28 protein-coding genes are annotated in these 25,759 nt (G+C 65.4%); 10 read left to right on the top strand and 18 right to left on the bottom strand.

Going from position 1 to position 25,759, the window contains the following annotated elements:
- Positions 1 to 53: 53 nt before the first annotated feature.
- Positions 54 to 1,544, bottom strand: a complete 1,491-nt coding sequence (locus tag Q9R14_RS07370; RefSeq protein ID WP_306003982.1) for a serine hydrolase — start codon at positions 1,542 to 1,544, stop codon at positions 54 to 56.
- 275 nt (positions 1,545 to 1,819) lie between these two features.
- Between Q9R14_RS07370 and Q9R14_RS07365 the strand changes: the two genes are divergently transcribed.
- Entirely contained in the window at positions 1,820 to 2,311 is a 492-nt protein-coding gene (locus Q9R14_RS07365; protein WP_306003981.1) for a phasin family protein, read from the top strand.
- A gap of 60 nt (positions 2,312 to 2,371) precedes the next feature.
- Here the strand turns inward: Q9R14_RS07365 and Q9R14_RS07360 are convergent, their stop codons facing one another.
- Positions 2,372 to 2,845 carry a nuclear transport factor 2 family protein gene (locus tag Q9R14_RS07360; protein ID WP_306003980.1) on the bottom strand — a complete coding sequence of 158 codons (474 nt, stop codon included), beginning with the start codon at positions 2,843 to 2,845 and terminating at the stop codon, positions 2,372 to 2,374.
- A 171-nt stretch (positions 2,846 to 3,016) separates the two neighbouring features.
- Here Q9R14_RS07360 and clpS point away from each other — a divergent pair, with 171 nt between their 5' ends.
- Positions 3,017 to 3,346, top strand: a complete 330-nt coding sequence (gene clpS, locus Q9R14_RS07355) for an ATP-dependent Clp protease adapter ClpS (RefSeq protein ID WP_017504641.1) — start codon at positions 3,017 to 3,019, stop codon at positions 3,344 to 3,346.
- A 13-nt stretch (positions 3,347 to 3,359) separates the two neighbouring features.
- Positions 3,360 to 5,660 (top strand): ATP-dependent Clp protease ATP-binding subunit ClpA, encoded by a 2,301-nt coding sequence (gene clpA / locus Q9R14_RS07350; protein ID WP_026108343.1) that lies wholly within the window; start codon positions 3,360 to 3,362, stop codon positions 5,658 to 5,660.
- A 52-nt stretch (positions 5,661 to 5,712) separates the two neighbouring features.
- Here the strand turns inward: clpA and Q9R14_RS07345 are convergent, their stop codons facing one another.
- Together Q9R14_RS07345 and Q9R14_RS07340 are read right to left on the bottom strand one after the other, a co-directional pair.
- Positions 5,713 to 6,858 (bottom strand): GNAT family N-acetyltransferase, encoded by a 1,146-nt coding sequence (locus tag Q9R14_RS07345; protein WP_306004132.1) that lies wholly within the window; start codon positions 6,856 to 6,858, stop codon positions 5,713 to 5,715.
- Positions 6,855 to 7,313 carry a RidA family protein gene (locus tag Q9R14_RS07340; protein ID WP_017504644.1) on the bottom strand — a complete coding sequence of 153 codons (459 nt, stop codon included), beginning with the start codon at positions 7,311 to 7,313 and terminating at the stop codon, positions 6,855 to 6,857. The genes Q9R14_RS07345 and Q9R14_RS07340 overlap by 4 nt, the downstream gene beginning before the upstream one ends.
- A 111-nt stretch (positions 7,314 to 7,424) precedes the next feature.
- Between Q9R14_RS07340 and Q9R14_RS07335 the strand changes: the two genes are divergently transcribed.
- Positions 7,425 to 8,315, top strand: a complete 891-nt coding sequence (locus Q9R14_RS07335) for a hypothetical protein (protein WP_306003979.1) — start codon at positions 7,425 to 7,427, stop codon at positions 8,313 to 8,315.
- Positions 8,316 to 8,319: 4 nt separating this feature from the next.
- On the opposite strand, the gene Q9R14_RS07330 is transcribed toward Q9R14_RS07335, so the two are convergent.
- Genes Q9R14_RS07330 through Q9R14_RS07320 form a run of 3 tightly spaced genes read right to left on the bottom strand, consistent with a single transcriptional unit; the run spans position 8,320 to position 11,669 of the window.
- Positions 8,320 to 9,060 carry a polysaccharide deacetylase family protein gene (locus Q9R14_RS07330; protein ID WP_306003978.1) on the bottom strand — a complete coding sequence of 247 codons (741 nt, stop codon included), beginning with the start codon at positions 9,058 to 9,060 and terminating at the stop codon, positions 8,320 to 8,322.
- Between the two features lie 36 nt (positions 9,061 to 9,096).
- On the bottom strand, positions 9,097 to 10,392 hold the full coding sequence (gene pncB, locus Q9R14_RS07325; RefSeq protein ID WP_306003977.1) for a nicotinate phosphoribosyltransferase: 1,296 nt from the start codon (positions 10,390 to 10,392) through the stop codon (positions 9,097 to 9,099).
- Positions 10,393 to 10,400: 8 nt separating this feature from the next.
- Entirely contained in the window at positions 10,401 to 11,669 is a 1,269-nt protein-coding gene (locus tag Q9R14_RS07320; protein ID WP_306003976.1) for a DNA polymerase IV, read from the bottom strand.
- A 106-nt stretch (positions 11,670 to 11,775) separates the two neighbouring features.
- Here Q9R14_RS07320 and Q9R14_RS07315 point away from each other — a divergent pair, with 106 nt between their 5' ends.
- Together Q9R14_RS07315 and Q9R14_RS07310 are read left to right on the top strand one after the other, a co-directional pair.
- Entirely contained in the window at positions 11,776 to 12,141 is a 366-nt protein-coding gene (locus Q9R14_RS07315; RefSeq protein ID WP_164952723.1) for a response regulator, read from the top strand.
- Complete coding sequence (locus Q9R14_RS07310; RefSeq protein ID WP_306003975.1) at positions 12,138 to 13,499, top strand: PleD family two-component system response regulator; 1,362 nt, start codon at positions 12,138 to 12,140, stop codon at positions 13,497 to 13,499. Before Q9R14_RS07315 ends, Q9R14_RS07310 begins: the two co-directional genes overlap by 4 nt.
- A 75-nt stretch (positions 13,500 to 13,574) precedes the next feature.
- Here the strand turns inward: Q9R14_RS07310 and rpmG are convergent, their stop codons facing one another.
- A complete protein-coding gene (rpmG, locus tag Q9R14_RS07305) occupies positions 13,575 to 13,742 on the bottom strand; it encodes a 50S ribosomal protein L33 (protein WP_003164451.1) in 168 nt (55 codons plus the stop codon).
- A 126-nt stretch (positions 13,743 to 13,868) separates the two neighbouring features.
- Between rpmG and Q9R14_RS07300 the strand changes: the two genes are divergently transcribed.
- Positions 13,869 to 14,435 carry a hypothetical protein gene (locus Q9R14_RS07300; RefSeq protein ID WP_306003974.1) on the top strand — a complete coding sequence of 189 codons (567 nt, stop codon included), beginning with the start codon at positions 13,869 to 13,871 and terminating at the stop codon, positions 14,433 to 14,435.
- 2 nt (positions 14,436 to 14,437) lie between these two features.
- Here the strand turns inward: Q9R14_RS07300 and Q9R14_RS07295 are convergent, their stop codons facing one another.
- From Q9R14_RS07295 to rnr, 3 genes are read right to left on the bottom strand one after another with little or no spacing between them, the layout of a single operon-like run.
- A complete protein-coding gene (locus tag Q9R14_RS07295) occupies positions 14,438 to 14,851 on the bottom strand; it encodes a DUF5990 family protein (RefSeq protein WP_306003973.1) in 414 nt (137 codons plus the stop codon).
- A 1-nt stretch (position 14,852) separates the two neighbouring features.
- Positions 14,853 to 15,554, bottom strand: a complete 702-nt coding sequence (locus Q9R14_RS07290; protein WP_306003972.1) for an NUDIX domain-containing protein — start codon at positions 15,552 to 15,554, stop codon at positions 14,853 to 14,855.
- Complete coding sequence (gene rnr / locus Q9R14_RS07285) at positions 15,551 to 17,860, bottom strand: ribonuclease R (RefSeq protein ID WP_306003971.1); 2,310 nt, start codon at positions 17,858 to 17,860, stop codon at positions 15,551 to 15,553. Before rnr ends, Q9R14_RS07290 begins: the two co-directional genes overlap by 4 nt.
- 118 nt (positions 17,861 to 17,978) lie before the next feature.
- Here rnr and Q9R14_RS07280 point away from each other — a divergent pair, with 118 nt between their 5' ends.
- Positions 17,979 to 19,379 (top strand): cystathionine beta-synthase, encoded by a 1,401-nt coding sequence (locus Q9R14_RS07280; RefSeq protein ID WP_306003970.1) that lies wholly within the window; start codon positions 17,979 to 17,981, stop codon positions 19,377 to 19,379.
- A 4-nt stretch (positions 19,380 to 19,383) separates the two neighbouring features.
- Positions 19,384 to 20,547, top strand: coding sequence for a cystathionine gamma-synthase (locus tag Q9R14_RS07275; protein ID WP_306003969.1), 1,164 nt, complete (start codon positions 19,384 to 19,386; stop codon positions 20,545 to 20,547).
- Positions 20,548 to 20,549: 2 nt separating this feature from the next.
- Here Q9R14_RS07275 and Q9R14_RS07270 read toward each other — a convergent pair whose 3' ends face one another.
- From Q9R14_RS07270 to Q9R14_RS07250, 5 genes are all read right to left on the bottom strand, one after another.
- Positions 20,550 to 20,807, bottom strand: coding sequence for a hypothetical protein (locus Q9R14_RS07270; RefSeq protein ID WP_055754797.1), 258 nt, complete (start codon positions 20,805 to 20,807; stop codon positions 20,550 to 20,552).
- 26 nt (positions 20,808 to 20,833) lie between these two features.
- On the bottom strand, positions 20,834 to 21,007 hold the full coding sequence (locus Q9R14_RS07265; RefSeq protein WP_152950636.1) for a hypothetical protein: 174 nt from the start codon (positions 21,005 to 21,007) through the stop codon (positions 20,834 to 20,836).
- A 42-nt stretch (positions 21,008 to 21,049) separates the two neighbouring features.
- Complete coding sequence (locus tag Q9R14_RS07260; protein ID WP_008260450.1) at positions 21,050 to 21,262, bottom strand: cold-shock protein; 213 nt, start codon at positions 21,260 to 21,262, stop codon at positions 21,050 to 21,052.
- Positions 21,263 to 21,438: 176 nt separating this feature from the next.
- The gene (locus tag Q9R14_RS07255) at positions 21,439 to 22,140 is read right to left on the bottom strand and encodes a TorF family putative porin (protein ID WP_306003968.1); all 702 of its coding nucleotides are present in this window, start codon (positions 22,138 to 22,140) and stop codon (positions 21,439 to 21,441) included.
- 39 nt (positions 22,141 to 22,179) lie between these two features.
- A complete protein-coding gene (locus tag Q9R14_RS07250) occupies positions 22,180 to 23,112 on the bottom strand; it encodes a nitronate monooxygenase (protein ID WP_306003967.1) in 933 nt (310 codons plus the stop codon).
- 476 nt (positions 23,113 to 23,588) lie between these two features.
- Here Q9R14_RS07250 and queF point away from each other — a divergent pair, with 476 nt between their 5' ends.
- On the top strand, positions 23,589 to 24,050 hold the full coding sequence (gene queF / locus Q9R14_RS07245; RefSeq protein ID WP_306003966.1) for a preQ(1) synthase: 462 nt from the start codon (positions 23,589 to 23,591) through the stop codon (positions 24,048 to 24,050).
- Between the two features lie 12 nt (positions 24,051 to 24,062).
- Here queF and Q9R14_RS07240 read toward each other — a convergent pair whose 3' ends face one another.
- Both Q9R14_RS07240 and Q9R14_RS07235 read right to left on the bottom strand, forming a co-directional pair.
- A complete protein-coding gene (locus tag Q9R14_RS07240; protein WP_306003965.1) occupies positions 24,063 to 24,647 on the bottom strand; it encodes a DUF922 domain-containing protein in 585 nt (194 codons plus the stop codon).
- Positions 24,648 to 24,899: 252 nt separating this feature from the next.
- On the bottom strand, positions 24,900 to 25,667 hold the full coding sequence (locus Q9R14_RS07235; RefSeq protein WP_306003964.1) for an EAL domain-containing protein: 768 nt from the start codon (positions 25,665 to 25,667) through the stop codon (positions 24,900 to 24,902).
- Between the last annotated feature and the right edge of the window lie 92 nt (positions 25,668 to 25,759).

Below are 25,759 nucleotides of genomic sequence, written 5' to 3'. Positions count from 1 at the left end.
GATGCGACATCAAAAGGAACAAAGCAAGAACATTTGTTCTCGCCGCTTTGGTCTTAGTCGGGGCCAATGACCATGCAGGTCACGCGGCGCGCGGCCAGCGCCTCGCAGGCGGACTTCGCGCTGGTTTCGGTCAGGCCGACGAAGCGCGAGCGATACCAGTCGCCGGCGGTCTGGACGTTGCGTTCGGCGGTGGCGAACTGATCGCGGAAGCGGCGGTTGACCTCGGTCAGCCAGTCGGTCGCCACCTTCTCTTCGCGGAAGGCGCCGACCTGCACCGCCCAGCGACCGGCCGGCGTGCGGAGCGCGGTGCGGGCGGGTTCGCGCGTTGAGGACGACGCAGAGCGACGGGGGGTGGTGGATGGGGCGACCACAGCATTGGCCGGCGCGCCGTTCAGCGAGGCGGTGACATTGCGGTGCGCACGCGGAGCGGCGGAGGCGGCCGGCGTCGAACCAATGGGCGGCAGCGTTGCGGCGGCCCGCTGGCTGGTTGCGCGCTCCGACGGGGCCGGGGCGACACGGGTCGGCAGGGCGGCGGGCGCCGGTGCGGCCGTATAGGCGACAGCGGTGGATTCCGCGCCGACGCCGTCCTCGTCGTCATTGACCGAAGCATAGGCGATCGGGGCGTCGGCGATCGCCGATCCCACGCCGAAACCACGTTGCTCGAAGAAGGTCTGCGCGACCTGGATCCGCTCGCCTTGTGCGCGGCGGCGCTCGACCTCGAACCCGGTGTCCATCAGTTCGGCGACGTGGGCGTTGCGGCTGGCGGTCGAACGGCCGCCCAGGACGATGGTGATCAGGCGTCTTCCGTCGCGCACGGCCGAGGCGGCCAGGTTGTAGCCCGAGGCGTTGGTGTAGCCGGTTTTCATCCCGTCATAGCCGCGCCCGGTCGGCAGCAGGCCGTTGGTGTTGCGATAGTTGCGGCCGTTGTAGGCCCAGTCGTGAAGACCGAAGTAGCTGTAGTACTGCGGAAAATCACGCATGATCGCGCGCGCCAGAATGGCCTGGTCGCGCGCGGACGTCACCTGACGTGCGTCCGGGAGGCCATTTGCTGTGTAGTAGCGGGTCTGGGTCATGCCCAGCTGCGCGGCCTTCTGCGTCATCATATTGGTGAAGCGGGCTTCCGATCCGCCAATGTGCTCGCCAATGGCCAGGGCCATGTCGTTGGCGGACCGCACGGCGGTGGCGCGCATGGCGTTGTCCAGGGTGATGGTCTGACCGGCGGGCAGGCCCAGTTTTGACGGCGGCTGGGACGCGGCGCGCGGCGAGATCGTCAGCACGTCGTTCACATTGGCCTTGCCCTGAGACAGAGCCTCGAACGTCAGATACAGCGTCATCATCTTGGTCAGCGACGCTGGATAGCGGCGGCTGTCGGCGTTCCGCGCGAACAGGACCTCGCCCGTGGCGGCGTCGATGACGATGGCGGCGTAGCGGCTGTTCTCCTGCGCCGAGTAGGCGGTCTGGGCCTCGATCGGCCTGACGTTCGCGCCTAGAACCAGCGAAAGCGCGAGGACGGCGAACAGGCCACGGCGGAGAAAAGCGATCATGGGCGGGACAACCCCTCGGTGAGCAGGGTGCGACAGGCCCCCCGGCCGTCACGAACAAACAGCTAGCATAGGAAGCGCGGGTTTCGTGGTGGTTAACCGCGCGTCAACGCAAATTTGACCGGCCGATCAAGGTTATCGTCGATAATATTGTGCATTGCACAAAATGCTTGAAAAACCTTCGCACTTGCAGCATATTGTGGGTCTGCGAGATCCTCTCGCGTCATTATTTCCGCCCTCAAGCCCGTCCCCAAGGGCCCTCTACCGGAGAGACGATCATGGCCGACGCCGCTGAAACCGTGAAGAAAACCGCCGACCAAGCCACCGCCGCTGCGACTTCGGCCACCGCCAAGATCAAGGCGCAAGCCGAAACGATGCAGGCCGCCGGCACGCAGGCCTTCCGTGAAGGCATCGACAAGTCGACGGCCTCTATGGTCGAGTTGAACGCGCACAGCAAGAAGACCCTGGAAGCCATGGTCGAGTCGGTCACCGTCGCTCAGAAGGGCGCCGAGGCCCTGTCGCAACAGGCGCTGGGCTTCGCCAAGTCCTCGTGGGAAGACGGCGTCGCCGCGTCCAAGGAACTGTCGACCGCCCGTTCGGTGCAGGAGTTCTTCGAGCTCCAGACCGCCTGGGCCAAGAAGTCGATGGAACGCTATGTCGCCGAGCTGACCAAGACGAACGAGATCGTCACCGCCACGGTCAAGGACAGCATCAAGCCGATCAACGAGCGCGTCACCGCCTCGGTCGAAACCTTCCAGGCCGCTCGCTAATCCAGCGAACCGCCCGCATGATCGAGAAGGCCCCGGAGTTCGCTCCGGGGCCTTTTGCTGTCAGGGGAGGGCGGAATGGTCGTAGCTGAAGACCCGCGCCAGCTTCCACTCGGCCCCTTCCTGTTTCCACATCTGCGTGAAGCGGGCGCGACCGACGCGCCGTTCGGGGTCATCGCCCTGTCGCTCGTAGAAGACGTGCTCGCCCGTTTCGACTGCGCCGTAGTTGTTGATGGGATAGACGGCCAGACCGTCCTGCAGAGCCTCGCGTCGGGTCCGCCAGGCGTCCGGCGCGCTGCGGTCCTGACAACGCGCGGCGTATTGCGCCACGAAGCTGTCGGCGTCAGTGGCCACCCGTCCGCCGCGGTCGTCGAAAAACTCGAAATCATCGGTCAGCATGGCCCGAAGTCCGGCCGGATCGCAGCCTTCGAAGAAGACGGCGAACAGTTTGGCGTCGGCCGCCATGACGGCGGTTTCCAGCGGCGTAGGCTGGGCGAAGGCGGCGAGCGAAAGGGCGGCGACGAGGGCGGCGGGCATGGCGATCGGGGGCTGTTCAACTGAGGCGCTCAACCTGGGCCGATGACCGCCTTGGATCACGTGAAATCTTTGTCAGACGCCCTTCACGAAAGCCGTGACTGGACGCCGCTTCAATTCAGGCCATCATTCCCTATCTGAGAGCCAAGACGACTCCCCGATTACGGAACACGAATGCCCATTCAAAGGCCCGGTGAGACCGGCGGCGGTCAAGGAACCGCCGTTGTCACCGAAACAAAGCCGAAGCTGCAAAAGCCCTCGCTCTATCGAGTGCTGATTCTGAACGACGATTATTCGCCGATGGAATTCGTCGTCTATGTGCTGGAGCGGTTCTTTCAGAAGAGCCGGGAAGAGGCCACCCGCATCATGCTGCATGTGCATCAGCATGGCGTCGGCGTCTGCGGCGTCTTCACCTACGAGGTCGCCGAGACCAAGGTCGCGCAGGTCATCGAGACGGCGCGCCGCCACCAGCACCCTCTGCAATGCACGATGGAAAAGGACTGAGAGGAGCCTCCCTATGCCTTCATTTTCCCGTCCTCTCGAAGAAACCCTGCACCGCGCGGTGGGATACGCCAATGCGCGCAGGCACGAGTATGCGACGCTTGAGCACCTGCTGCTCGCGCTGATCGACGATCCCGACGCGACCGGCGTCATGCAGGCCTGCAACGTCGATCTGTCGGCGTTGAAAGCGGCGCTGACCCTCTATGTCGACAACGACCTGGCCGCCTTGGCCACCAGCGACGGCGAGGACGCCAAGCCGACCGCCGGCTTCCAGCGCGTGATTCAGCGCGCGGTAATTCACGTCCAGTCGTCCGGCCGTGAGGAAGTGTCCGGCGCCAATGTGCTGGTCGCCATCTTCTCCGAGCGCGAGAGCCACGCCGCCTACTTCCTGCAAGAGCAGGACATGACGCGCTATGACGCGGTCAACTTTATCGCCCACGGCATCGCCAAGAAGGCGGGCGCCAACGAGGCGCGTCCGGCCAAGGGCGCTTCGCCCGAGGAGGCTGAGGATGCTTCCGCCGTCAAACAGGGCGGCGAGGCTCTGGAAGCCTATTGCGTCGACCTCAACGAGAAGTCGCGCCAGGGCAAGGTCGATCCCCTGATCGGTCGTCAGGCCGAGGTGGATCGCTCGATCCAGATCCTGTGCCGTCGGACCAAGAACAACCCGCTTCTGGTCGGTGATCCCGGGGTCGGCAAGACCGCCATCGCCGAAGGTCTGGCCCGCAAGATCGTCAACGGCGAAGTGCCCGACGTCCTGAAGGACGCCACCATCTATTCGCTCGATATGGGCGCGTTGCTGGCCGGCACCCGCTATCGCGGCGACTTTGAGGAACGCCTGAAGCAGGTGGTCAAGGAACTGGAGAACCACGACAACGCCGTGCTCTTCATCGATGAGATCCACACGGTGATCGGCGCGGGCGCGACCTCGGGCGGAGCGATGGATGCCTCGAACCTGCTGAAACCGGCCCTTGCGTCCGGCACGCTGCGCTGCATGGGATCGACGACCTACAAGGAATATCGCCAGCACTTCGAGAAGGACCGCGCCCTGGTGCGTCGCTTCCAGAAGATCGACGTCAACGAGCCGACGGTCGAGGATACGGTGAAGATCCTGAAGGGTCTGAAGACCTACTACGAGCAGCACCACAAGGTCCGCTACACCGACAGCGCCGTGCGCACGGCGGTGGAGCTGTCTGCGCGCTACATGACCGACCGCAAACTGCCGGACAAGGCGATCGACGTGATCGACGAGGCCGGGGCGTCGCAGATGCTGCTGACCGAATCCAAGCGGAAGAAGGTCATCGGCCAGAAGGAGGTCGAGGCCGTCATCGCCAAGATGGCCCGCATCCCGGCCAAGTCGGTGTCCAAGTCTGACACGGAAAGCCTGCGCGAGCTGGAAACCGACCTGAAGCGCGCCGTCTTCGGTCAGGAACAGGCCATCGAACAGGTGTCAGCGGCCATGAAGCTGGCGCGGGCAGGTCTTCGTGATCCAAACAAGCCGATCGGCAGCTTCCTGTTCAGCGGCCCAACCGGCGTCGGCAAGACCGAGGTCGCCAAGCAACTCGCCGCCACCCTGGGCATCGAGATGCAGCGCTTCGACATGTCGGAATATATGGAGCGTCACACGGTCAGCCGACTGATCGGGGCGCCTCCCGGCTATGTCGGGCACGACCAGGGCGGGCTTCTGACCGACGCCGTCGATCAGCATCCGCACGCCGTCGTGCTGCTGGACGAGATCGAGAAGGCTCACCCGGATGTCTACAACATCCTGCTGCAGGTGATGGACAACGGCATGCTGACCGACGCGGTCGGCAAGAAGGTCGACTTCAGGAACGTCATCCTGATCATGACGACCAACGCCGGGGCTGCCGACAACGCCCGCGCCTCCATCGGCTTTGGCCGGGGCAAGGTCGAAGGGGAGGACGACAAGGCCATTCAGCGCCTGTTCGCGCCGGAGTTCCGCAATCGCCTGGACGCCATCGTGGCCTTCAAGCCGTTGCAGGCCGACACGATCCGCTCGGTGGTGACCAAGTTCATCCTTCAGTTGGAAGCCCAGCTGGCGGACCGCAACATCACCATTGAACTGACCGACGAAGCCGCCGACTGGCTGGCCAAGAACGGCTTCGACGAACTGTATGGCGCGCGTCCGCTGGCGCGGGTCATCCAGGACTCGATCAAGAAGCCGCTGGCCGACGACATCCTGTTCGGCCGCCTGACGCGCGGCGGACACGTCAGGGTCCAACTGAAAGACGGCAAGATCGACTTCGACATCACGAGCGCCAGCGCGCCCGCGAAGGCCGAGGAAGAAGAGACGGCCTGATCCTCGAAAAGGTGATAGCGAAAGGCCCGGCTGGCAGCAGCCGGGCCTTTTTCTATGCCTGCTTGTAGGGCGACAGTTCTCCGATCATCGCCCGCATCTCCGCAGCGACGGCCGGGCGTTCGCCGTCCAGGTAGCGGGCGACGGGATCGCGCAGGGCGGGGTCGGCGATGAAATGGGCGGAATAGACGGGGGAGGGCAGGTAGCCGCGCGCGATCTTGTGGTCGCCTTGGGCCCCGGCTTCAACGCGGGACAGGCCGCGCGAAATGGCGAATTCGATAGCCTGGTAATAGCAAAGCTCGAAATGCAGGAAGGGCACATCTTCCAGCGTGCCCCACTGACGGCCGTAAAGCGCGTCTCGGCCGATGAAGTTCAAGGCGCCGGCGATGGGCTTCTGGTCGCGGAAGGCCAGAACCAAGGCGATCCGGTCGGCCATGGTCGCGCCGATGCGACTGAAGAAGTCGCGCGTCAGATAGGGCCGGCCCCATTTGCGCGAGCCCGTATCCATGTAGAAGGCGAAGAAGGCGTCCCAGTAGGCCTCGGTGATGTCGGCGCCGGTCAGGACGCGGATATCCAGATCGGCCTGGGCGTCGCGACGCTCGCGCTTGATGGTTTTGCGGCGATTGGCCGACAGGGCGGCCAGGAAATCGTCGAAGGTCCGATAGCCGTTGTTGCGCCAGATGAACTGGATGTCCTGGCGCGGCAGCAGGTCTGCCTCGGTCATTGCTGACCAGTCCGCTTTGGTCGGGAAGTTGACGTGCAGGGAGGAGACGCCCAGCCGTTCGACCAGGGTCACCGCCCCCTGGATCAGGGCCTGACGCACCGTCGCGGCATCGGCCTCGGGGTGGTTCAGGAAGCGCGGCCCGGTTGCGGGGGTGAAGGGCACGGCGCCCAGCAGCTTGGGATAATAACGACCGCCGGCCCGCTCGTAGGCGTCGGCCCAGCTGTGGTCGAAGACATACTCGCCCTGGCTGTTGCCCTTCAGATAGAGGGGCATGACGCCCAGCACCGCGTTGTCTTCACCCCTCAAGGCCAGGTGGCTCGGCGCCCAGCCCTGGCGCGGCGCGGCGCTGCCCGAGGCCTCGCACGCGTGCAGGAAATCATAGGAGACAAAGGGGTCGCCGGTGGGAAGCGCGCATGCGTCCCAGGCCTCTCGGCCGATGTCGGCGATCCCTTCGTGAACCGAGATCTGAAAGATCAGCGGATCTCCACGATCGCATCGATCTCGACGGCGAAGCCGAGTGGCAGCTTGTACACGCCGACGGCCGAGCGGGCGTGCTTGCCGGCGTCGCCGAAGACCTCGACCATCATGTCCGAGCAGCCGTTGATGACGGCGGGAATGGCGGTGAAGTCGGGGCCGGCCTGAACGAAACCGCCCAGTTTGACGATGCGGACCACCCGGTCCAGATCGCCATCGCAGGCGGCCTTGATCTGGGCGATCAGGTTCAGACCGCACAGGCGCGCGGCTTCCAGCGCCTGCTCCGGCGTCACGTCCACGCCGACCGTGCCCTTGATGCCGCCGTTCGCGTCATTCGACAGCTGGCCCGAGATGGTGACCTGATTGCCCGAGCGGACATAGGAGACATAGCTGGCCACCGGCTTGGCGGGTTCCGGGAGGGTGAGGCCGAGTTCGGCGATGCGGGCTTCGATGCTCATGGGGGTTCCTGTTTATCTGGGCGCGGTTTAGCGCGGGGCAAGGGCGGCGTCACCCGTTCGGCGCGCTTTAAAGGTTCGCCAACCGCGCCGTGTCATGGTGCGATCATGGATATGCACCTGACCCCCGACGTCGCCGCCTTCCATGCCGTGCTGGCGCGGTTGTCTCCTGAAAACCGCTCGCGTGTGGACGCCGCCGTGATCCCGGCAGCGCAAAAGGCCGCCGAGGCCGCGCCGCATTGGGACTTCGAAATGCCGGCCAAGGCGGTGGATGAGCTGTTGGGCGCCGATTCCTCCGACGATGTGCGTCGGGGCCTGGTCGCCGCCTGGGCGCTGCAACTGCCCGACCGGGCGGCGGCGATGAACCTGCCGGCCGAGGTCATGGTCCTCTATCCCTACTGGATCGAACAACTGGCGGCGTTTCTGGACAAGGCCGAGGGGGACTATGTTTTCGACCACTGGTCCAAGGACGTGCGCTTCACCCTGGCGCTCAGCGTGCCGGGGGCCAAGAGTCAGGTCATAGACCTGTCGTCGCCGGTCGGGCCGGGCCAGATCGTCAAACACGTTCGCGACGGCTGGGGCCTGAAGCCGCTGTTCCGATATCTGGCGGCGGGCGCCAAGCGCGAGCCTTGGCTGGAGGTTCACACCGAAAGCCGGTGGCTGCGCGGCTTCAACGAGGACGGTTGGAACGAGGCCTGGGCCACGGCGGCCGAGCTGTGTCGCGCGCGGCCGGAACTGGCGGGCATGATCGGCTCCAGCTGGTTCTACGACCCGCCCCTGACCGAGATCAGCCCCCGTCTGGCGCACCTGCGCCTGAACCCGTTGAAGGGCGGCGCCTTCATGGTCCACCAAGGACCGGGCGATATCCACACCGAGCGGGCGGCGACGGCGTCTGCGTCGAGGAAGGCGCTGATCGACAGCGGGGAATACACCGCGCGGTCATGGCTGATGATCTGGCCCCGCAAAGAGCTGATCGCCTGGGCGGACCGGCGCAAGGCCGCCTGATCCCTCAGGCTGTCGCCATCCGCCACGCCGCCGCGACCGGCTGAATGTCCAGGTTGGCCGCCTTGGCCAGTCGGATCAACCGATCGATATCCTCCGGACGGCAACCATACGTCGTCGGCGCGTCGCTGACGTCGTGGCCGTAGGCGATCAGCCAGCCTCTGGATGAAGCCGTTTCCTCGACCAGCGCCTCCAGGTCGTAGCCGGGGAGCCGACGGCTCTCCAGGCCGATGGCCTGCAGCAGGGTGCGATCCGAACGGCCGGCGTTGATCCCGTCGCGGACGCCGCGCCCGCACAGGAAGCGTTTGTCGATCACGGCTTTCGATCCGAGGGCGCAATCGCCGAACGGATAGGCGAAGGTCTGCATTTCGTACCCATCCAGCCGCTCGGCCACCCAAGTGGCGTTGCGGGCCAGGCTGGCATCCAGTTCCGCCGGCGACAGGGTCAAGGTCGAGACATGCTCATAGGTGTGGCATCCGACTTCGTGCCCGGCCTCATGGAGGGCTTGCAGGTGCCCCACCTCAAACTGGGGCAGGTCCAGATTGCGACCGCCCGACAGTCCGCCGCAGACATAGTAGGTCGCCTTGATTCCGTGCTGAGCAAGGATCGGTCCGGCCTCGGTCCAGGCCGATGCCGGGATGTCATCGAACGACAGGCTGAGGACGCCGCGTGCGGGTTGTACCGTGGCGGGACGGACATCGAGATAACGGCCGGCGCGGCGACGCATCTTGTCGAAAAAGGCGCTCATGCCCGCCTTGTCGCACGACGGGCTTAAGGCCGGGTTTCAGACCGTGACGGGTTGAGCCGTCAGACCGCGCACGCCGAAGACACGGCGATAGCGTTCGATCTCGGCGGGATCGCCGACCGCTTTCGCCGGATTGTCCGACAGTTTGACGGCGGGGCGACCACCGGCCTCGACCACCTTGCAGACCAGGGAGATCGGCTCCAGTTCGGGTGCGAAGGCGGGCGAACAGTCGCGAAAATCATTGGTCAGATTGGTGCCCCAGCCGAAACTGAGACGCGCGCGACCGTGGAAATGGGCGTGGGTCGCCTCGATCCCGTCGATGTCCATCCCGTCCGAGAAGATCAGCAGCTTCTCTTTCGGGTCGCGCCCATGCGCGCGCCACCAATCGATCAGGCGGTCGCCGGCCGGAATCGGCGGGGCCGAGTCGGGACGGAAACCGGTCCAGTCCGCGACCCAATCGGGTGCCCGGTCCAGAAACGCCTCGGTGCCGAAAGCGTCGGGCAGGACGATCAACAGATTGCCGGCATAGTGCCTGCGCCATTCGTCCAGCACCGCATACGGAACCTGGGCCAGCGCCGCGTCGTCGGGCGCCAGAGCCGCCAGAACCATCGGCAGTTCGTGGCCGTTGGTGCCGATGGCCTCCAGATCGTTCTCCATTGCATGCAGGACGTTGGACGTGCCGATGAAGGATTTGCCCAGCCCCTCTTTCAACGCCTGAATGCACCAGCGTTGCCACAGGAAGCCGTGCCGCCGCCGCGTGCCGAAATCCGACAAGGCGAGGTCGGGCAGAGCGCGAAGTCGCTCGACCTTGGACCACAGCCGCGTCTTGGCGCGCGAATACAGGATGTCCAGTTCGAACCGGCCCAGCCGCCGCATCCCGACCCGGCAGCGCAGCTCGTTCAGAATCGCCAGCGCCGGGATTTCCCACAGCGTCACCTCGGCCCAAGCGCCCGAGAAGGTCAGCACATACTGCCCGTCCTGAACTGACAGATCGTAGTCGGGCAGACGATAATCGGTCAGCCAGCCGATGAAATCGGGCGAGAAGATCTGCTTCACGCCATAGAAGCTGTTGCCCGCCAGCCAGACCAATTCCTTGTTGGTGAACCGCAGGGTGCGGGCGTGATCCAGCTGCTCACGCAGGGCATCGATATCGATCTCTTCGGCCAGACGCACTGTCTTAGTGCGGTTGATGACCTGGAAGACGACCGGCACGTCGCGATGCTCGCGCCAGATCATCTGCAGCATCAGCAGCTTGTAGAAGTCCGTGTCCAGCAGGCTGCGGACGATAGGGTCCAGGCGAAAGCCGTGGTCATAGGCGCGTTTGGCGAGATCCATACCCCGTCCTACGGCTTCAGCGCGCGGCCCGCCACCACCGCATCCTTGCCGAACTTCTCGCGCAGCACGTCGATGGCGCGCTCCGTCTTCAAGGCGCGCGTCTCACTGGTCTGGAACAGGCCGGCGGGCGCGTCCTCGGCGTCCTGCACATCCGCCATGCCGATGCCGATCAGGCGATAGGGCCGGCCCAGCTCGGGCTTCAGCAGATCGCGCCCCGCGGCGAACAGGGCGCGGGCGGTCTGCACCGGGTCGGGGAGGGTGAGGCGTCTGGTTACGATCTTGAAGTCGGTGCGCCGCAGCTTGAGCACCAGCACCCGGCTGGCGACGCCGTCGCGCCGGGCCTTGGACGCCAGTTTCTCGCACAGGGGCCACAGCTCGGCCTCCAGCGCCTCGGCCGACGTCAGGTCTTCGTTGAAGGTGGTTTCGGCGCTCATTCCCTTGCGATCGCGCTCGGGGTTCACGGCTCGGGCGTCGCGGGCGTGGGCCAGATCGTGCAGGCGCAGACCGGATTCGCCGTAACGTTTGACCAGGTCGCGCACGTCCGCCCGCGCCAGATCGCCAATGGTCGAGTAGCCGTCGCTGCGCAAAGCCTTGCCAAACACCGGCCCGACGCCGGGCAGGGCGGTGACCGGACGGGGCGCCAACAGGGCCTGGGCGTTGGCGGCGCCGACCACGGAGAAACCGCGCGGCTTGTCCATCTCCGACGCCATCTTGGCCAGGAAGCGGTTGGGCGCCAGGCCGATGGAGACGGTCAGGCCGGTCTCGTCCTCGATCTGTTTCTGGAAGCGGATCAACTGCAGCGCCGGCGGGCCGCCGTTCAGCCGCTCTGTGCCCGACAGATCGACCCAGGCCTCATCCAGCGACAACGGCTGGATCAGGGGTGTCAGCTGTCCCAACGCCCCCAGAATGCGCTGCGATTCGAAGACGTATTTGGTGAAATCCGGCCGGATCACCACGGCCTCGGGACAGGCCTTCAGCGCCTTGAACATCGGCATGGCCGAGCCGACGCCATACTGGCGCGCGACATAGCAGGCGGTGGAGACCACGCCGCGCTTTCCGCCGCCGACGATCACCGGCTTGTCGCGCAACTCTGGCCGGTCGCGCTTCTCCACCGAGGCGTAGAAGGCGTCGCAGTCCATGTGCGCGATCGACAACTGGTCCAGTTCGGCGTCTGCGACCACGCGCCGCGATCCGCACGCCGGACAGCGGTGCTCGCGCGGCCCGGCGGGATCTTCGCCGGTCCAAAGGCAGTCGCGACAGATGGCCTTGATGGCCACGCTTAAGGTCTCCGTAAGGTTGGCTTCACCCCAACTTAAGACTGGGCGCCTACGAATGCGACCAACGAGGCGTCCCGCGTTCGAGGGGCGCGCAGGTCAGGTGATGATGTCCAAGAAAGTCCTCATCGTCGAGGATAACGAGCTGAACATGAAGCTTTTTCATGATCTGCTCGATTCCCAGGGCTATGAGACCCTGCAGACCCGCGAGGGCTTGCAGGCGCTTGCCCTGGCGCGCGCCCATCATCCCGACCTGATCCTGATGGATATCCAGCTGCCGGAAATCTCGGGTCTGGAAGTCACCAAATGGCTGAAGGACGACGAGGAGCTGAACCACATCCCCGTCATCGCCGTCACCGCCTTCGCCATGAAGGGCGATGAGGAGCGGATCCGTCAGGGCGGCTGCGAGGCCTATATCTCCAAGCCCATCTCGGTGATGCATTTCCTCGAAACTATCCGGCAGCACCTCGGATGAGCGCCCGTATCCTCGTCGTCGACGATGTGGACGTGAACGTCCGCCTGCTCGAAGCCAAGCTGACCATCGAATACTACGATGTGCTGACCTGCAACGACGGCGCGTCGGCCTTGGCCATCGCCGCCGAGCACCAGCCGGACCTAATCCTGCTCGACGTCATGATGCCTGGCATGGACGGGTTTGAGACCTGCCGACGGCTGAAGGCCCAGGCCGAGACGCGCCATATTCCCGTCGTGCTAGTCACGGCGCTGGACGGGCGCGAGGATCGGATCAAGGGGCTTGAGGCCGGCGCCGACGATTTCCTGACCAAGCCCATCGACGACGTCATCCTTTTCGCACGGGTCAAGTCGCTGACGCGGCTGAAGCACGTCATGGACGAGCTGCGTGAGCGTGAGGAAAGCGGCCGTCGCCTGGGCGTCGATTCGGACAATGCCGCGCGGCTGCGCAGCGAGGGCGGGCGCGTTCTGATCGTCGACGACGACCAGCGTCAAGCCGAGAAGATCGCCCAGGAACTGGGCGGCGAACATCGCATCACCATCGAAACCGATCCCGAGGCGGCGCTGGTCGCGGCCAGGGGCGCGCTGGACCTGATCATCGTCAACGTCGCCGCCGCCAGCTTCGACGGTCTGCGGATCGTCGCTCAGGCCAAGTCGGGCGATGCGCGCCGCGCGCCGATCCTGGCGATCGTGGAGCCGACCGAACGGCCGCGCATGATCAAGGCGCTGGAACTGGGCGCCGCCGACATCCTGCCGCGCCCCGTCGATACCGAAGAACTGTCGGCGCGGGTTCGCACCCAGATCCGGCGCAAACGCTACACCGACTTCCTGCGCCAGAAGCTGGACAGCAGCATGGAAATGGCTGTCACCGACGCCCTGACCGGCCTGCACAATCGGCGCTACATGACCGGCCAGTTGCAGGCGCTCGTGGGTCGTGCGGCCCAGGGCGGGGCGCAAGTGGCCGTGCTGGTTCTGGACATCGACCACTTCAAGTCGGTCAACGACAGCTTCGGCCACGACGCCGGCGACGAGGTGCTGGTGGAGTTCGCCGTGCGCCTGGCCACCAATGTCCGGGCTGTGGACCTGCCGTGCCGCATGGGCGGGGAGGAGTTCGTGGTGGTCATGCCGGGCGCCAGCCTGGAAGACGCCGGCCGCGTCGCCGAACGGATTCGCCGAGACGTCGCCTCCGCGCCGTTCCGCGTGATGGGCGGCAAGGAGCAGATCACCATCACCATCTCGATCGGCGTGGCCGCCACGACCGGTGACGGCGATACGCCCGAAGGCCTGCTGAAGCGCGCCGACGAGGGGGTCTATGAGGCCAAGGCCGCCGGCCGCAACAAGGTCATCGCCAAGGCGGCGTGACGCGGGCGTCCAGACAACGAAAAACGCCCGGCTGGAGACCAGCCGGGCGTTTTCAATTCTCAGCCGATCAAGGACTTACTTGATCTTGCCTTCCTTGAACTCGACGTGCTTGCGCACGACGGGGTCGTACTTCTTGACGACCATTTTTTCGGTCATGGTGCGGGCGTTCTTCTTGGTGACATAGAAGAAGCCGGTGTCGGCCGTGGAGTTCAGGCGGATCTTGATGGAAGCCGGTTTGGCCATCGGAATTACCTCTGCGACGGCGAAAGCCGCTTAAAATAAGAGGCGCGGAACATACTCAGGATCGCCCCAAAGTCAACGGGCGCGATGCCACGTTGATGAGGCGCAACGCACATATAGTCTGACCGCATGAAAATCGCATCCCTGCTGGCCGCCGCGGCCCTGATGTCCGTGTCGTGCGCCTGCGTCGCAACGGCCGATCCGGCTCAGTCCCAAGACGATTTCCTGGCGCGCTTGAACACCCTGTGCGGCAAACGATTCGAAGGCCGGGTCGTCACCACCGACGCCGCCGACGCCAGGTTCGCCAGCGAGCGGTTGGTCATGCATGTCCGCGATTGCTCGCCGGGCGAGGTGCGCATTCCCTTCGCCGTGGGGCCGGATCGTTCGCGCACCTGGGTGGTGACAAAGACCGACACGGGCCTTCGGCTGAAGCACGATCACCGACACGCGGACGGCACGACCGACATGCTGCACTGGTATGGCGGCGACACAGTCAACGGCGGCACGGCCGAGCGTCAGGAATTCCCGGTCGACGCCGAATCGATCGCCCTGTTCAACGAAAACGACGCGGCCGTCTCGACCACCAATGTCTGGGCGATGGAGGTCCATCCCGATCGCATGTTCGCCTACGAACTACGTCGTCCCAACCGGCATTTCCGCGTCGAGTTCGACCTGACCAGGCCGATCGCCGACTAGGGTCAGATTGCGCGCCAGGCTCTGATCGGTCGCACGGTCGCGCAGGCGGGGCCGCCGTCCTTGGCGCGGCCGGGCAAGACGACTTCCAGCACCTCGCCTTGGCGCGCCTGGGCCAGCAGATCGGCGGGAATATCGTGGACGTCGATCTTGGCGCGTCGGCTCCATTCGCTGGCGTGCTGGCCTGCCGACGTGCCGATCGCGATATAGACGAACCGCCGCGTCGCGCCTTCGCGCCGCACGAACGGGCCGGTCAGACGGCCATCCCCGGACAGGGTGACGGGCGCGTCGAAGCTGATCGGGTCCGCGCTGGCGATGCGCGGCTCGACCGGCATGTTCACCTTGTCCTGCAGGCTGTAGGCGACGCCCGCGACCGGATCGGCGATCGTCAGGCGCAGGGTGATCCCCGTTCCGGCCATGTCAGTCCCTGTGCTCGACCGTGTGCCGACCCCGCACCATCCGCACGAAGGGCAGGGGGCGGTTGGGGTGCTCCAGCCGTTCGGCCAGCTCCCCCAGCACGAAACGTGTGATGGCCGGCAGGTCCAGGGCGCGCGCCTCGTCCAACGGCAGCCAGGCGATCTCGTCCAGTTCGCCCGACCCGGCGGTCGGTTCGGGTGTCAGCAGGGCCTCGGCCGGGGCCATGAAGAACCGCGCGTCGAACCGCCGGGTCCGGCCGGGCGGCGTGATGGCGCGCGCGACATAGGACAGGACCGACAGATCGGGCAGGGCGCCCGCCTGGCGATACTCTCGCCATGAGCCGGCGACGGAGGCGCGGGGCGCCGGCCGCCCTAGAATCAGCCCAGTCTCCTCGAACGTCTCACGCACCGCCGTCAGGGCCAGGGCGCGCGCACGGCGAACGGGCAGTTCGCCTTCCAGCCGCCGCGCAACCTCGCCCGACAACTCACCCGTCGCGGCGGCGGTGAAGTCGCTGCGATCGATCCGCCCGCCCGGAAACACCCACTTCGACGCCATGAACACATGGCCCGGCGCGCGCCGCCCCATCAGCACCTCGGGCCGATCGCCGCCGCGCGTCAGGATCAGCGTCGCCGCATCCTTCGGCCGCTGAGCCCCGCCGACACGCGGGGCGTCGGCCAGATCCTGAGCGGCGTCGAAAGGAGTCACTTGCGCTTGCCCTTCCTCACACCCTTCAGGCCGCCGGAGGGTTTGGAGCCGTTGCGGGGCTTGGGGCCGCCGGGACGGTTTTTGCCACGCATGGGCGGGCCGTCGCCTCCTCTTCCGCGCATGCCGTAGCGTGGAGCCGGAGCGTTGGGATCGCGGGGTTCGGGCTCGCTGAGCATTTCGAACACCAGACCGCCGGTGACGGGGGTGGCTTCGCGCAGCTTGACCTCGACCATCCGGCCCAGGGTGAACCGTTTGCCGGTGCGTTCGCCGACCAGGGCGTGGGCGCGGTCGTCATGGGTGAAATATTCGCTGCCGAGCGTCGAGACGGGCACCAGGCCGTCCGCGCCCGTGTCCTCCAGACGAATGAACAGGCCGAACCGCGTCACGCCGGTGATCCGTCCGGCGAAGGTCGCACCGACGTGCTCTTCCAGATAGGCGGCGATGTAGCGATCCATCGCATCGCGCTCGGCGGCCATCGACCGGCGCTCGGTCATGGTCACGCCCTCGGCGATGGCCGGCAGTTCGGCAATCTCGCGATCCGTCAGCCCATCCTTGCCCAGGTTCAGCGCCCGGATCAGGCCGCGGTGGACGATCAGGTCGGAATAGCGCCGGATCGGCGAGGTGAAGTGGGCGTAGCGATCCAGGTTCAGGCCGAAGTGGCCGATGTTCTCCGGAGAGTAGATCGCCTGCATCTGGCTGCGTAGGACCACCTCGTTGACGACATCGGCGTGTTCGGTGTCGCGCGTTTCGTCCAGCAGCTTGTTGAACCGCTTGGTCGTGCCGGGCTCGCCCTTGTTCCAGGGCTTGCCGATGGTGGACAGGAAGTCGGCTAGGTTGAAGATCTTCTCCTGACTGGGCGCGTCGTGCACGCGGTAGATCAGCGGCGTCTTCTTCTGCTCCAGCGTTTCGGCGGCGCAGACGTTGGCCTGGATCATCATCTCTTCGATCAGCCGGTGCGCCTCCAGCGAGGCCCGCTTTTCGATGGAGGCGATGCCCCCATCCGGAGCCATGCGGATGCGGCGTTCGGCCGACTCGATCTGCAGCGGGCTGCGCTTCAGCCGGCCCTTCAGCATGGCGTGATAGGCGTTCCACAGCGGATACAGGATGGCCTCCATAATCGGGCCGGTGGTGTCGTCCGGTTGTCCGTCAATGGCGGCCTGCGCCTGTTCGTAGCTGAGCTTGGCGTGCGACCGCATCAGGCCGCGCGCAAACCGATGTCCTGTCTTTCGGCCGTCCTTGTCGAAGACCATCCGCACAGCGAGGCAGGCGCGGTTCTCGCCCTCCTTCAGGCTGCACAGACCGTTCGACAGCACCTCCGGCAGCATCGGCTCGACGCGATCGGGGAAATAGGTCGAGTTGCCCTTGTCGCGCGCCTCGCGGTCCAACTGGCTGCCGGGGCGGACGTAGGCCGCGACGTCGGCGATGGCGACCCAGACGATCCACCCGCCCTCATTCTTCGGATCCTCGTCGCGCGCCGCATAGACGGCGTCGTCGTGGTCGCGCGCATCGGCGGGGTCGATGGTGATGAAGGGCACCTCGCGCAGGTCCTCGCGCCCCTTCAGCGTCGGCAGGGCCTGATCCTCGGCCTCTCGTTCGACCGCTTCGGAGAAGCCGGTGGGGATGCTGTGGGCATAGATGGCGATCAGGGAGGCGGCGCGGGGATCGTCCTCCTTGCCGATATGCTCCAGAATCTTGCCGCGCTTGGGCCCATAGCGCTGATCGCCCTTCTCGACGGCGGCCAGAACCAGATCGCCGTCGCGCAGGTCGCCGGACTGGGCCTGGGGCACCAGCAGCACGTCCTTGGAGCGGCGATCGACCGGCTCGACGCGGGTTTCGCGCGCCGACTTGCGGATGACGCCCAGGACACGGTTGGTCCCCACGTCCAGCTTCTTGATCAGCCGGGCTTCCCAACCCTCGGCGCCGCGCTGGAACTTCACCAGCACGCGATCGCCCAGGCCAGGGGCGGCCTTGGACTTGTCGGGCATCAGAAGGGCGCGCGGGGCGTCGGGACTGGCCTCGACCAGGCGCACATACAGTTCGCCGTCGCCGTCGCGTTCGATCACATCGGCGACGCCGACGGGGGGCAGGGCGCCGGCTTCGGAAAGGCCCTTGCGACCGCGTTTGCCCAGTCGCCCTTCGGCTTCCAGTTCGCGGATCATTTCGCGCAGGGCCCGGCGGTCGCCGCCCTTCAGGCCGAAATGGCGCGCGATGTCGGTCTTCTCGGCCGATCCGGCCTCGCGCAGGAAGACGACGAGAGTGTCTTTGTCGGGGAGACCGGCGGGCGGCCTCTTGGATGATTTGGTCATTATGTCTTTCGTAGCGCGGAACCGCGCCCTTGAGTAAATCTTGAGGGGTCAAATCTTGCGTGAGTTGACCGCGTGAAGGCGGGGCTTCAGCTTCCGCCCGCCCCGAATGGAGTTTTCGATGTCACTGACTGCCCCCGCCCTGAGCGCGACCGTCTCGTCGCCGCTGGATCTGATCGGCAAGACGCCGATGGTGGAGGTGACGAAGATCGACACCGGCCCGTGCCGCCTGCTGCTGAAGCTGGAGTCCCAGAACCCCGGCGGTTCGATCAAGGACCGGATCGCCATCTCGATGCTGGACGCCGCCGAGCGCGAAGGCTTCCTGAAGGAGGGCGGCACCATCGTGGAGGCGACGGCGGGCAATACCGGCCTGGCGCTGACGCTGGTCGGTCGGGCCAGGGGATATAAGGTGCTTCTGGTCATCCCGGACAAGATGTCCAAGGAAAAGATCCAGCATCTCAGGGCAATGGGCGCCGATGTTCGTCTGACGCGTTCGGACGTGCCGCATGGTCACCCGGAATATTACACCGACATGGCCGAGCGTCTGGCCCAAGGCATTCCCGGCGGCTTCTACGTCAACCAGTTCGCCAACGCCGCCAATGCCGAGGCCCATGTGAAGACGACGGGTCCGGAAATCTGGGAGCAGACGGGCGGCGATATCGACGCCTTCGTCGCCGGCATCGGCTCGGGCGGCACGATCACCGGCACGGCGCAGTTTCTGAAGAGCGTTGGCTCGAAGGCCCAGATCATCCTGGCCGATCCGGTCGGATCGACCCTGGCCGGCATCGTCAACGACGGCGTGCCGGGACCGGAAGGCAGCTACACCGTCGAGGGAATCGGTCAGAACTTCGTGCCCGACACGGCGGACATGAGCCTGATCGACAAGGCCTATTCGATCCCCGACGCCGAGGCGATCGCCACGGCGCGCGAACTGCTGCTGAAGGAAGGCATCCTGGCCGGCTCGTCGTCCGGCACCCTGATCGCCTCGGCGTTGCGCTGGTGCCGCGAGCAAACGGAAGCGAAGACCTGCGTCACCTTCGTCTGCGACACCGGGGCCAAGTATCTGTCCAAGGTCTATAACGACGCCTGGCTGGCCGATCAGGGCCTGGGCGAGCGGGAAATCCACGGCGACCTGTCGGATCTGATCAATCGCAAATACGAGAAGGGCGACGTCGTAGTCGCCGGGCCGGGCGACAGCCTGGACACCGCCTTCAAGCGGATGAAGGGCGCCGACGTATCGCAACTGCCGATCATCGAAGGCGGCCGGCTGGTCGGGATCCTGGACGAAAGCGACCTGATCCGCATCATGAACACCGACGAGATCACGCGGAAGGAACGGTTCGCCAAGCCCGTGGCCTCGGCCATGACGCGCGATCTGGACACGCTTCAGGTCAATGAGCCGCTGGACGCGCTGATCCCCGTCTTCGATCGCGACCGCGTGGCCATCGTGCTGGACGGCGAGCGGTTCGTCGGTCTGATCACACGCACCGACCTGATCAACCACCTCAGCCTGAACCGGTAAGTCCATGAGCGACAAGAAGAACAGCCAGGGCTTTTCGACCCGCGCCATCCATGCCGGCCAGCATCCCGACCCGACGACGGGTGCGGTGATGACGCCGATCTACGCCACCTCGACCTACGCCCAGGAAAGCCCGGGCGTGAACAAGGGTTATGAGTACGCGCGGGGCAAAAACCCGACGCGCGAAGCGTTTGAGGCCTGTATCGCGGACCTGGAGGGCGGCACGCACGGGTTCGGCTTCGGCTCGGGCATGGCGGCGACCTCGACGGCGCTGGAGTTGCTGGATGCGGGCGATCACATCGTCACGGGCGACGACCTTTACGGCGGCTCGTGGCGACTGTTCGAGCGGGTGCGCAGGCGGACCATGGGGCTGGACTTCGCCTATGTGGACCTGAGCGACATCGCGGCGGTCGAGGCGGCGATCACGCCCAAGACCAGGATGCTGTGGGTCGAGACGCCCACCAATCCCCTGATGAAGCTGGCTGACATCGCCGCCCTGTCGAAGGTGGCCAAGGCGCATGGGTTGCTGCTGGTCGTGGACAACACCTTCGCCACCCCCTTCTGTCAGCAGCCGCTGAGCCTGGGTGCGGACGTGGTGATGCACTCGGCGACCAAATACCTGAACGGCCATTCGGACATCATTGGCGGGGTGCTGGTGACGGGCGACGCCGAACTGGCGACGCGGATCAAGTTCCTGCAGAACTCGGTCGGCGGGATCATGGGGCCGTTCGACGCCTTCCTGGCCAACCGGGGCCTGAAGACCCTGGCGCTGCGGATGAAGGCGCACTGCGAGAACGCCTTGACCGTGGCGCGCTGGCTGGAGACGAGGGCGGGGATCGCCAGGGTGATCTATCCCGGCCTGATCGCCCACCCGCAGCATGAACTGGCCGCGCGCCAGATGCACGGCGGTTTCGGCGGCATGGTGACGGTGATCCTGGAGGGCGATCTGGAGCGCACTAAGCGGGTGCTGGAACGGGTTCAGGTCTTCACCCTGGCGGAATCGCTAGGCGGGGTCGAAAGCCTGGTGAACCACCCGGCGATCATGACCCACGCCAGCGTGCCCAAGGAAGTGCGCGAGGCGGGCGGCGTGACCGACAACCTGATCCGGCTATCGGTCGGGGTCGAGAACGTCGAGGACCTGATCGCGGATCTGGATCAGGCCCTGGGCTGATCTCAGCTTGAGGGAAGGGCTGTCTGGTGGCCGGTGACCGGCGGCAGCTTCTTCTTGGGGGCGGCGCGCTTGACCGGGGCCTTTGCGGGCTTGGGCAGGGCCGCGCGGCGGGCCATTTCGGTGTCGATGACCGGGATGATGTCGCTGGCGGCCATGACCTGGGTCGAGGCGCCGTGTTCGACCAGGCGGGCGGCGTTGGCGCGCAGCGTCGTCAGGTCGGCGTCGGTCATCGCGGGGATCATGTCGGCGAGCGGGGTCATGCGGGCATCCTTGGCGAAAATAGGCATCAGGGCCGGCGCGCGAGGCGCCAGCCCTTCAGCTGATTGAAGGCGATTTCGACCACGACGCGGTCGCCCAGCAGGGACACGCCGTTCGGCGCGCCCAAGGTCGGCAGGACCGTGACGATGTGGCCGTTGTCGAGGCGGACCTTGCGGCCGCCCAGAGGCAGAAGCTTCGTCACCTCGCCGTCGAAGGCGATGGCGTGAGCGTTCAGAAGCGTGTCCTACTCCGCCGCCGTAAGGCGACCGGCGGACTCTTTGCCGGAGCGCGAATCGCGCTCGATTTCGTAGGAAATCTTCTGGCCTTCGTTCAGCGAGCCGACGCTCGAGGTTTCGACGGCCGAGGCGTGGACGAAAACGTCCTTGCCGCCGTCATCTGGTGCGATGAAGCCGTAGCCTTTGGTGGGGTTGTACCATTTTACAGTGCCGGTAGCCATTTGGAGACCTCCGTCTGGCGTTGACCGCAGGGAGGGATCCCTGGTCGGCCTGTCGGGTCTGAATGGGATCGGCTTTTGGACCTCGGTGCGTGATGCAAAGGGAGCAGCGGCGTTACGCAGAGAGATCGACCAGACCTAGATGGGCGCCCGACAACCGTTACGCAAGGACCTGACGATCAGAAGGCGTAGGCCACCTTGGCGACCAGGGCGTCCTCATACTGTTCGCCGAAGGTGTGGGCGTCAGTATCGTAGTAGCGCAGGTCCAGCTCCAGGGCGTCGGTGAGGGCGTAGGTCACACCGGCGTTCCAGCCGGTGTAGTCGGGCGCGCCGTTCTGTTCGCGGCGACCGACGGCGACCGTGCCGTTCAGCTGGGGCGTGAAGTCCCAGCCCAGGCGGCCCTCGACCCAGGTGAAGCTGTCGGTCGAGCCGGCGGCGTCGGGCGAATACTGGACCTGCAGTCGCGCGCTGGCCGGGCCGATCGAGCGGCTGGCGTTGCCGGTGATCTCCCAGGCGTCCTGATCATAGCCGGCCTCGGCGTCGAGGCGGTTCTTGTAGGCGACGTTGAAGTCGAACCGATAGCCGAAGGCCTCGGGCTGATAGCCGACAACGAACTCGGCCTCGACGTTGGAGCCACCGGCGTGGATCGTCTGGAAGCCGGGGCCGACGTAGAACAGGCCGTCCGCGCTTTCCCAGGTCGCCGAGCCGAAGGCGTAGCCGTCGTTGCCGGACTTGGACGCATCCTTGGAGCGGTTGTCCGTGCCCGCGCCCAGTTCGAAGGACCAGGCGTCGCGCGCGGCAGGCGCCGACTGGGCGGCGGCCGGCAGCGCGACGGCGAGCGCGGAAACGGACAGGGCGGCGAGGATGGTCGTGCGGATCATGGGGGGCTCCAACGCGCGAGGTGCGGATTGGGGCCGCCTTTAGCGTGCTCCGGTCTTGATGGCGAATTCCTCCGTGGCCTGAGCGAACTCTTGTCGCAGGCGCGCGACCAGTTCGGCGGTAGGCAGGACGTCGTGGATGGCGCCCGCGCCCTGGCCGGCGGACCAGACGGTCTTCCAGGCCTTGGCCTCGTCGCCCATGTCCAGCTTGTGTTCGGGCAGGGTCTTCGGATCGATGCCGTTCTCGATCAGCGACTTGCTCATGAAGTTGGCGGGGATGCCCGAGACGGCGGGCGTGTGGACGATGTCGGTTGCGCCGCTGTCGATGACCATCTGCTTGTAGGCGTCGGCGGCCATGGCCTCGGTCGTGTTGATGAAGCGCGTGCCCATGTATGCGAAGTCGGCGCCCAGCATCATGGCCGCCGCCACATCCTGACCCGTCGAAAGGGCGCCCGACAGGATGATGGTTCCCTTGAAGAAGCTGCGAACCTCATTGACCAGGGCGAAGGGGTTGATGATGCCCGCATGGCCGCCCGCGCCGTTGGCGACCAGGATCAGGCCGTCGACGCCGGCCTCGGCCGCCTTTCGCGCATGACGAATGTTGGCGATGTCGTGGAAGACCTGACCGCCGTAGCCGTGGACCGCATCGACCACGTCGCGCACGGCGCCCAGTGAGGTGATGATCAGCGGCACCTTCTCCTCGACCGACACCATCATGTCGGCCATCAGCCGGGGGTTGGTCGGGTGGACGATGTGGTTGACGCCGAAGGCAGCGGCCTCGGGGTTCAGCCGGCCCTTGATCTCGTGAATCCAGTCGCGATAGCCCTCGGTCGTGCGCTGGTTCAGCGACGGGAAGGTGCCGATCACGCCCGCATTGCAGGCCTCGACCACCAGATCCGGTCCTGACACCAGGAACATCGGCGCCGAAATGATCGGCAGGATCAGACCTTTTTGCAGCGAAGCGGGAATGGCCACGGGCGTCTCCTTTGGTTTTCTTTCGCTACGCTTAGCGGGCTGTCGCCGGGGAAGGCAATCGCGGGGATTTCAGACGGTGGCGCGAAAAAATGAGTCTAATTCGTCTAATCTCGGGTCGGAGGCGGGGTGAAAGCGGGCAGTGGTCGGCGTCGGGTGAAAACCGGCCATCATACGAGGGTTCGGATGGGGGATCGGTCGATTGACGCTGGTCTGCGCCAAGGCGTTGAACGGGCGGGAGAAGTCATCGGGAAATAGGATGGCTAGCTGGTCTTCTCCCCTTCTCCCGTTGGGAGAAGGTGGCCCGGAGGGCGGGATGAGGGTCGGGCACTTGGGTTAGGATCATAGAATCCAACCCTCACCCTTTCGCGCAATGACGCCGGCTGACGCCGCCTTGCGCTCAAGCCCTCTCCCAATGGGAGAGGGAAGTGGAGTGGGGGAGGATTTTCATACGCGTCGCAAGCGCCTAAATGCCCGGCATGACCCACTATACCGACAACCTCAGCCAGCTCGGCGCCCAGACCGCCGCTCCGACCAGTCCCGAGACGGCGGTGCTGGAGCGGGTGCCGAATCCGCATGTGGACACGCTGTATCTGGCCCGGTTCACGGCGCCGGAGTTCACCAGCCTGTGCCCGGTGACGGGCCAGCCGGATTTCGCCCACATCGTCATCGACTATGCGCCGGGCGACTGGCTGGTCGAGTCCAAGAGCCTGAAGCTGTATCTGACCAGTTTCCGCAACCACGGCGCCTTCCACGAGGACTGCACCGTCGCGATCGGCCGCAAGCTGGCCGACCTGCTCGAGCCCAAATGGCTGAGGATCGGCGGGTACTGGTATCCGCGCGGCGGTATCCCGATCGACGTCTTCTGGCAGACCGGCGCGCCGCCCGAGGGACTATGGCTGCCGGACCAGGGCGTGCCGACCTATCGTGGGCGGGGGTGATAGGACTCTGATCTAGTTTGGGTAAACAGCGCCTTCATGTCTCCCATGCTCGGTTATCCTATCATACTCAGCACTGGCTGCGGACACGTCTGCAGCTACCTGAGCCGCTGCAGCCCTTCCAGCTTCGCAGGTGGGCGCCGAGCGTATGGCTGCCTGATACTGTTGGGCTCCGAGTTGTGCGATCCGAGCATGATTGACCTCATGCATTTGCAACGCTGAGAAATATCGATCCCACGCCTGCTTGTCCTGCCGGCGAAGGCGCTCGCGATCCTGTAAATCCGGCATGACGATGGAGATGGTGTAGTCGGCCACGGCCGTTGTGGGATCGCATCTGCCGCCTGAAGACATCAGGCGCAATGAATAGCGCCAACTCGTCGTCGCATCGTGCTGACGTCCATTTACCCTTGGACGCAATCGGTTCATTTCCGCTCTGATCGGACGAGGTGACGTGGCCTGAAGCACATAGCCGTGCAAGGTCGTGTTGGGAAGCGCGGCTGCGTCAGGTGCAGCAAGCCGTAAACGTTCCGAGGCCTCTGGCGCCGGTGTCGTCGATTCTGCGGCTTGAATCGCTAAAGCCGCCAGCATGCTCAAAATCATTCGTCGTCCCCCGAGATATCGAGGGCTTGACTACCAGACTGCAACGAGGGCGCTAGTCCTTACGCCTCAGCAGACGCGATGGGCCAATATTTTTGGCTAATCTGCTCGGCAGTCGCCTGCCGGACTGCTTGCGGTCCGGAGTTTGGTCCAGTGTGCAGTGATTGATCGCCGTTCCAAACTGGGTTTAACGACCTTGGCGCAGTTAGTTTCGTGGTGACGAGATACTACAGGGGCATACGCGCCTGCGTACGATCAGGCGCTTAGGGCCGCAGGCGCGACCTGATCAGGCCAGGCGACAGGCGAGAGGGCTTCCAGGGCCGGCTTCGCCAGCAGATAGCCCTGCATCAGATCGACGCCGAGATCGCGCAGGACATCGTGTTCGGCCAGGGTTTCGATGCCTTCGCAGACCGGCTGGATGCCCAGGTCCCGCAGCATGTTCAACGTGTTGCGCACGATGGTGCGCTTGACCGTGTTGGTGTCGATGTCGCGAACCAGGGCCATGTCTAGTTTGACGATGTCGGGCTGGAACAGGGTGAGCAGGCCCAGACCCGCATAGCCGGCGCCAAAGTCGTCGATGGCGGTCTTGAACCCCATGGCGCGATAGGACCGCAGGATGTTGAGGATGTGGTCGGTGTCCATCACCTCGCTCTCGGTGAACTCGAAGATGATCCGATCCACCGGGAAGTTGGTGCGCATCGCCGCCGCCAGGGTGGCGCGAATACAGGCGCGCGGCTCATAGACGGCGTTGGGCAGGAAGTTGATCGACAGGCTGGCGCCGTCCCCCGTCATATCCAGACCGGCCGCGAGATCGATGGCGGTCGTGCGGCACAGTTGGTCGAAGGCATAACGGTTGTCGGGCGAGATGTGCGACAGAACCTGACCCGCGCCCCGGCCGTCCTTGCCGCGCACCAGCGCCTCGTAGGCGAAGACCGTGTGGCTCGTCACATCGACGATCGGCTGGAACGCCATGGTGATCGGCAGGTCAAAACGCGCCCCATCCTTACAGCCGATACAAGACATAAGCTTCTCCTACTGGCCGATGAGTCTAAGGCAGCAGGCGTTAAAGACTGATGTCGAAGAGGAAATTCGTCACCAGGTTCCTTTCGTTCGGT

The sequence above is a fragment of the Brevundimonas sp. C43 genome (genome assembly GCF_030732185.1).
Classification (GTDB): domain Bacteria; phylum Pseudomonadota; class Alphaproteobacteria; order Caulobacterales; family Caulobacteraceae; genus Brevundimonas; species Brevundimonas diminuta_C.
Note: the sequence above shows the minus strand (reverse complement) of the source record. Positions and strands in the feature narration are given on the sequence as shown.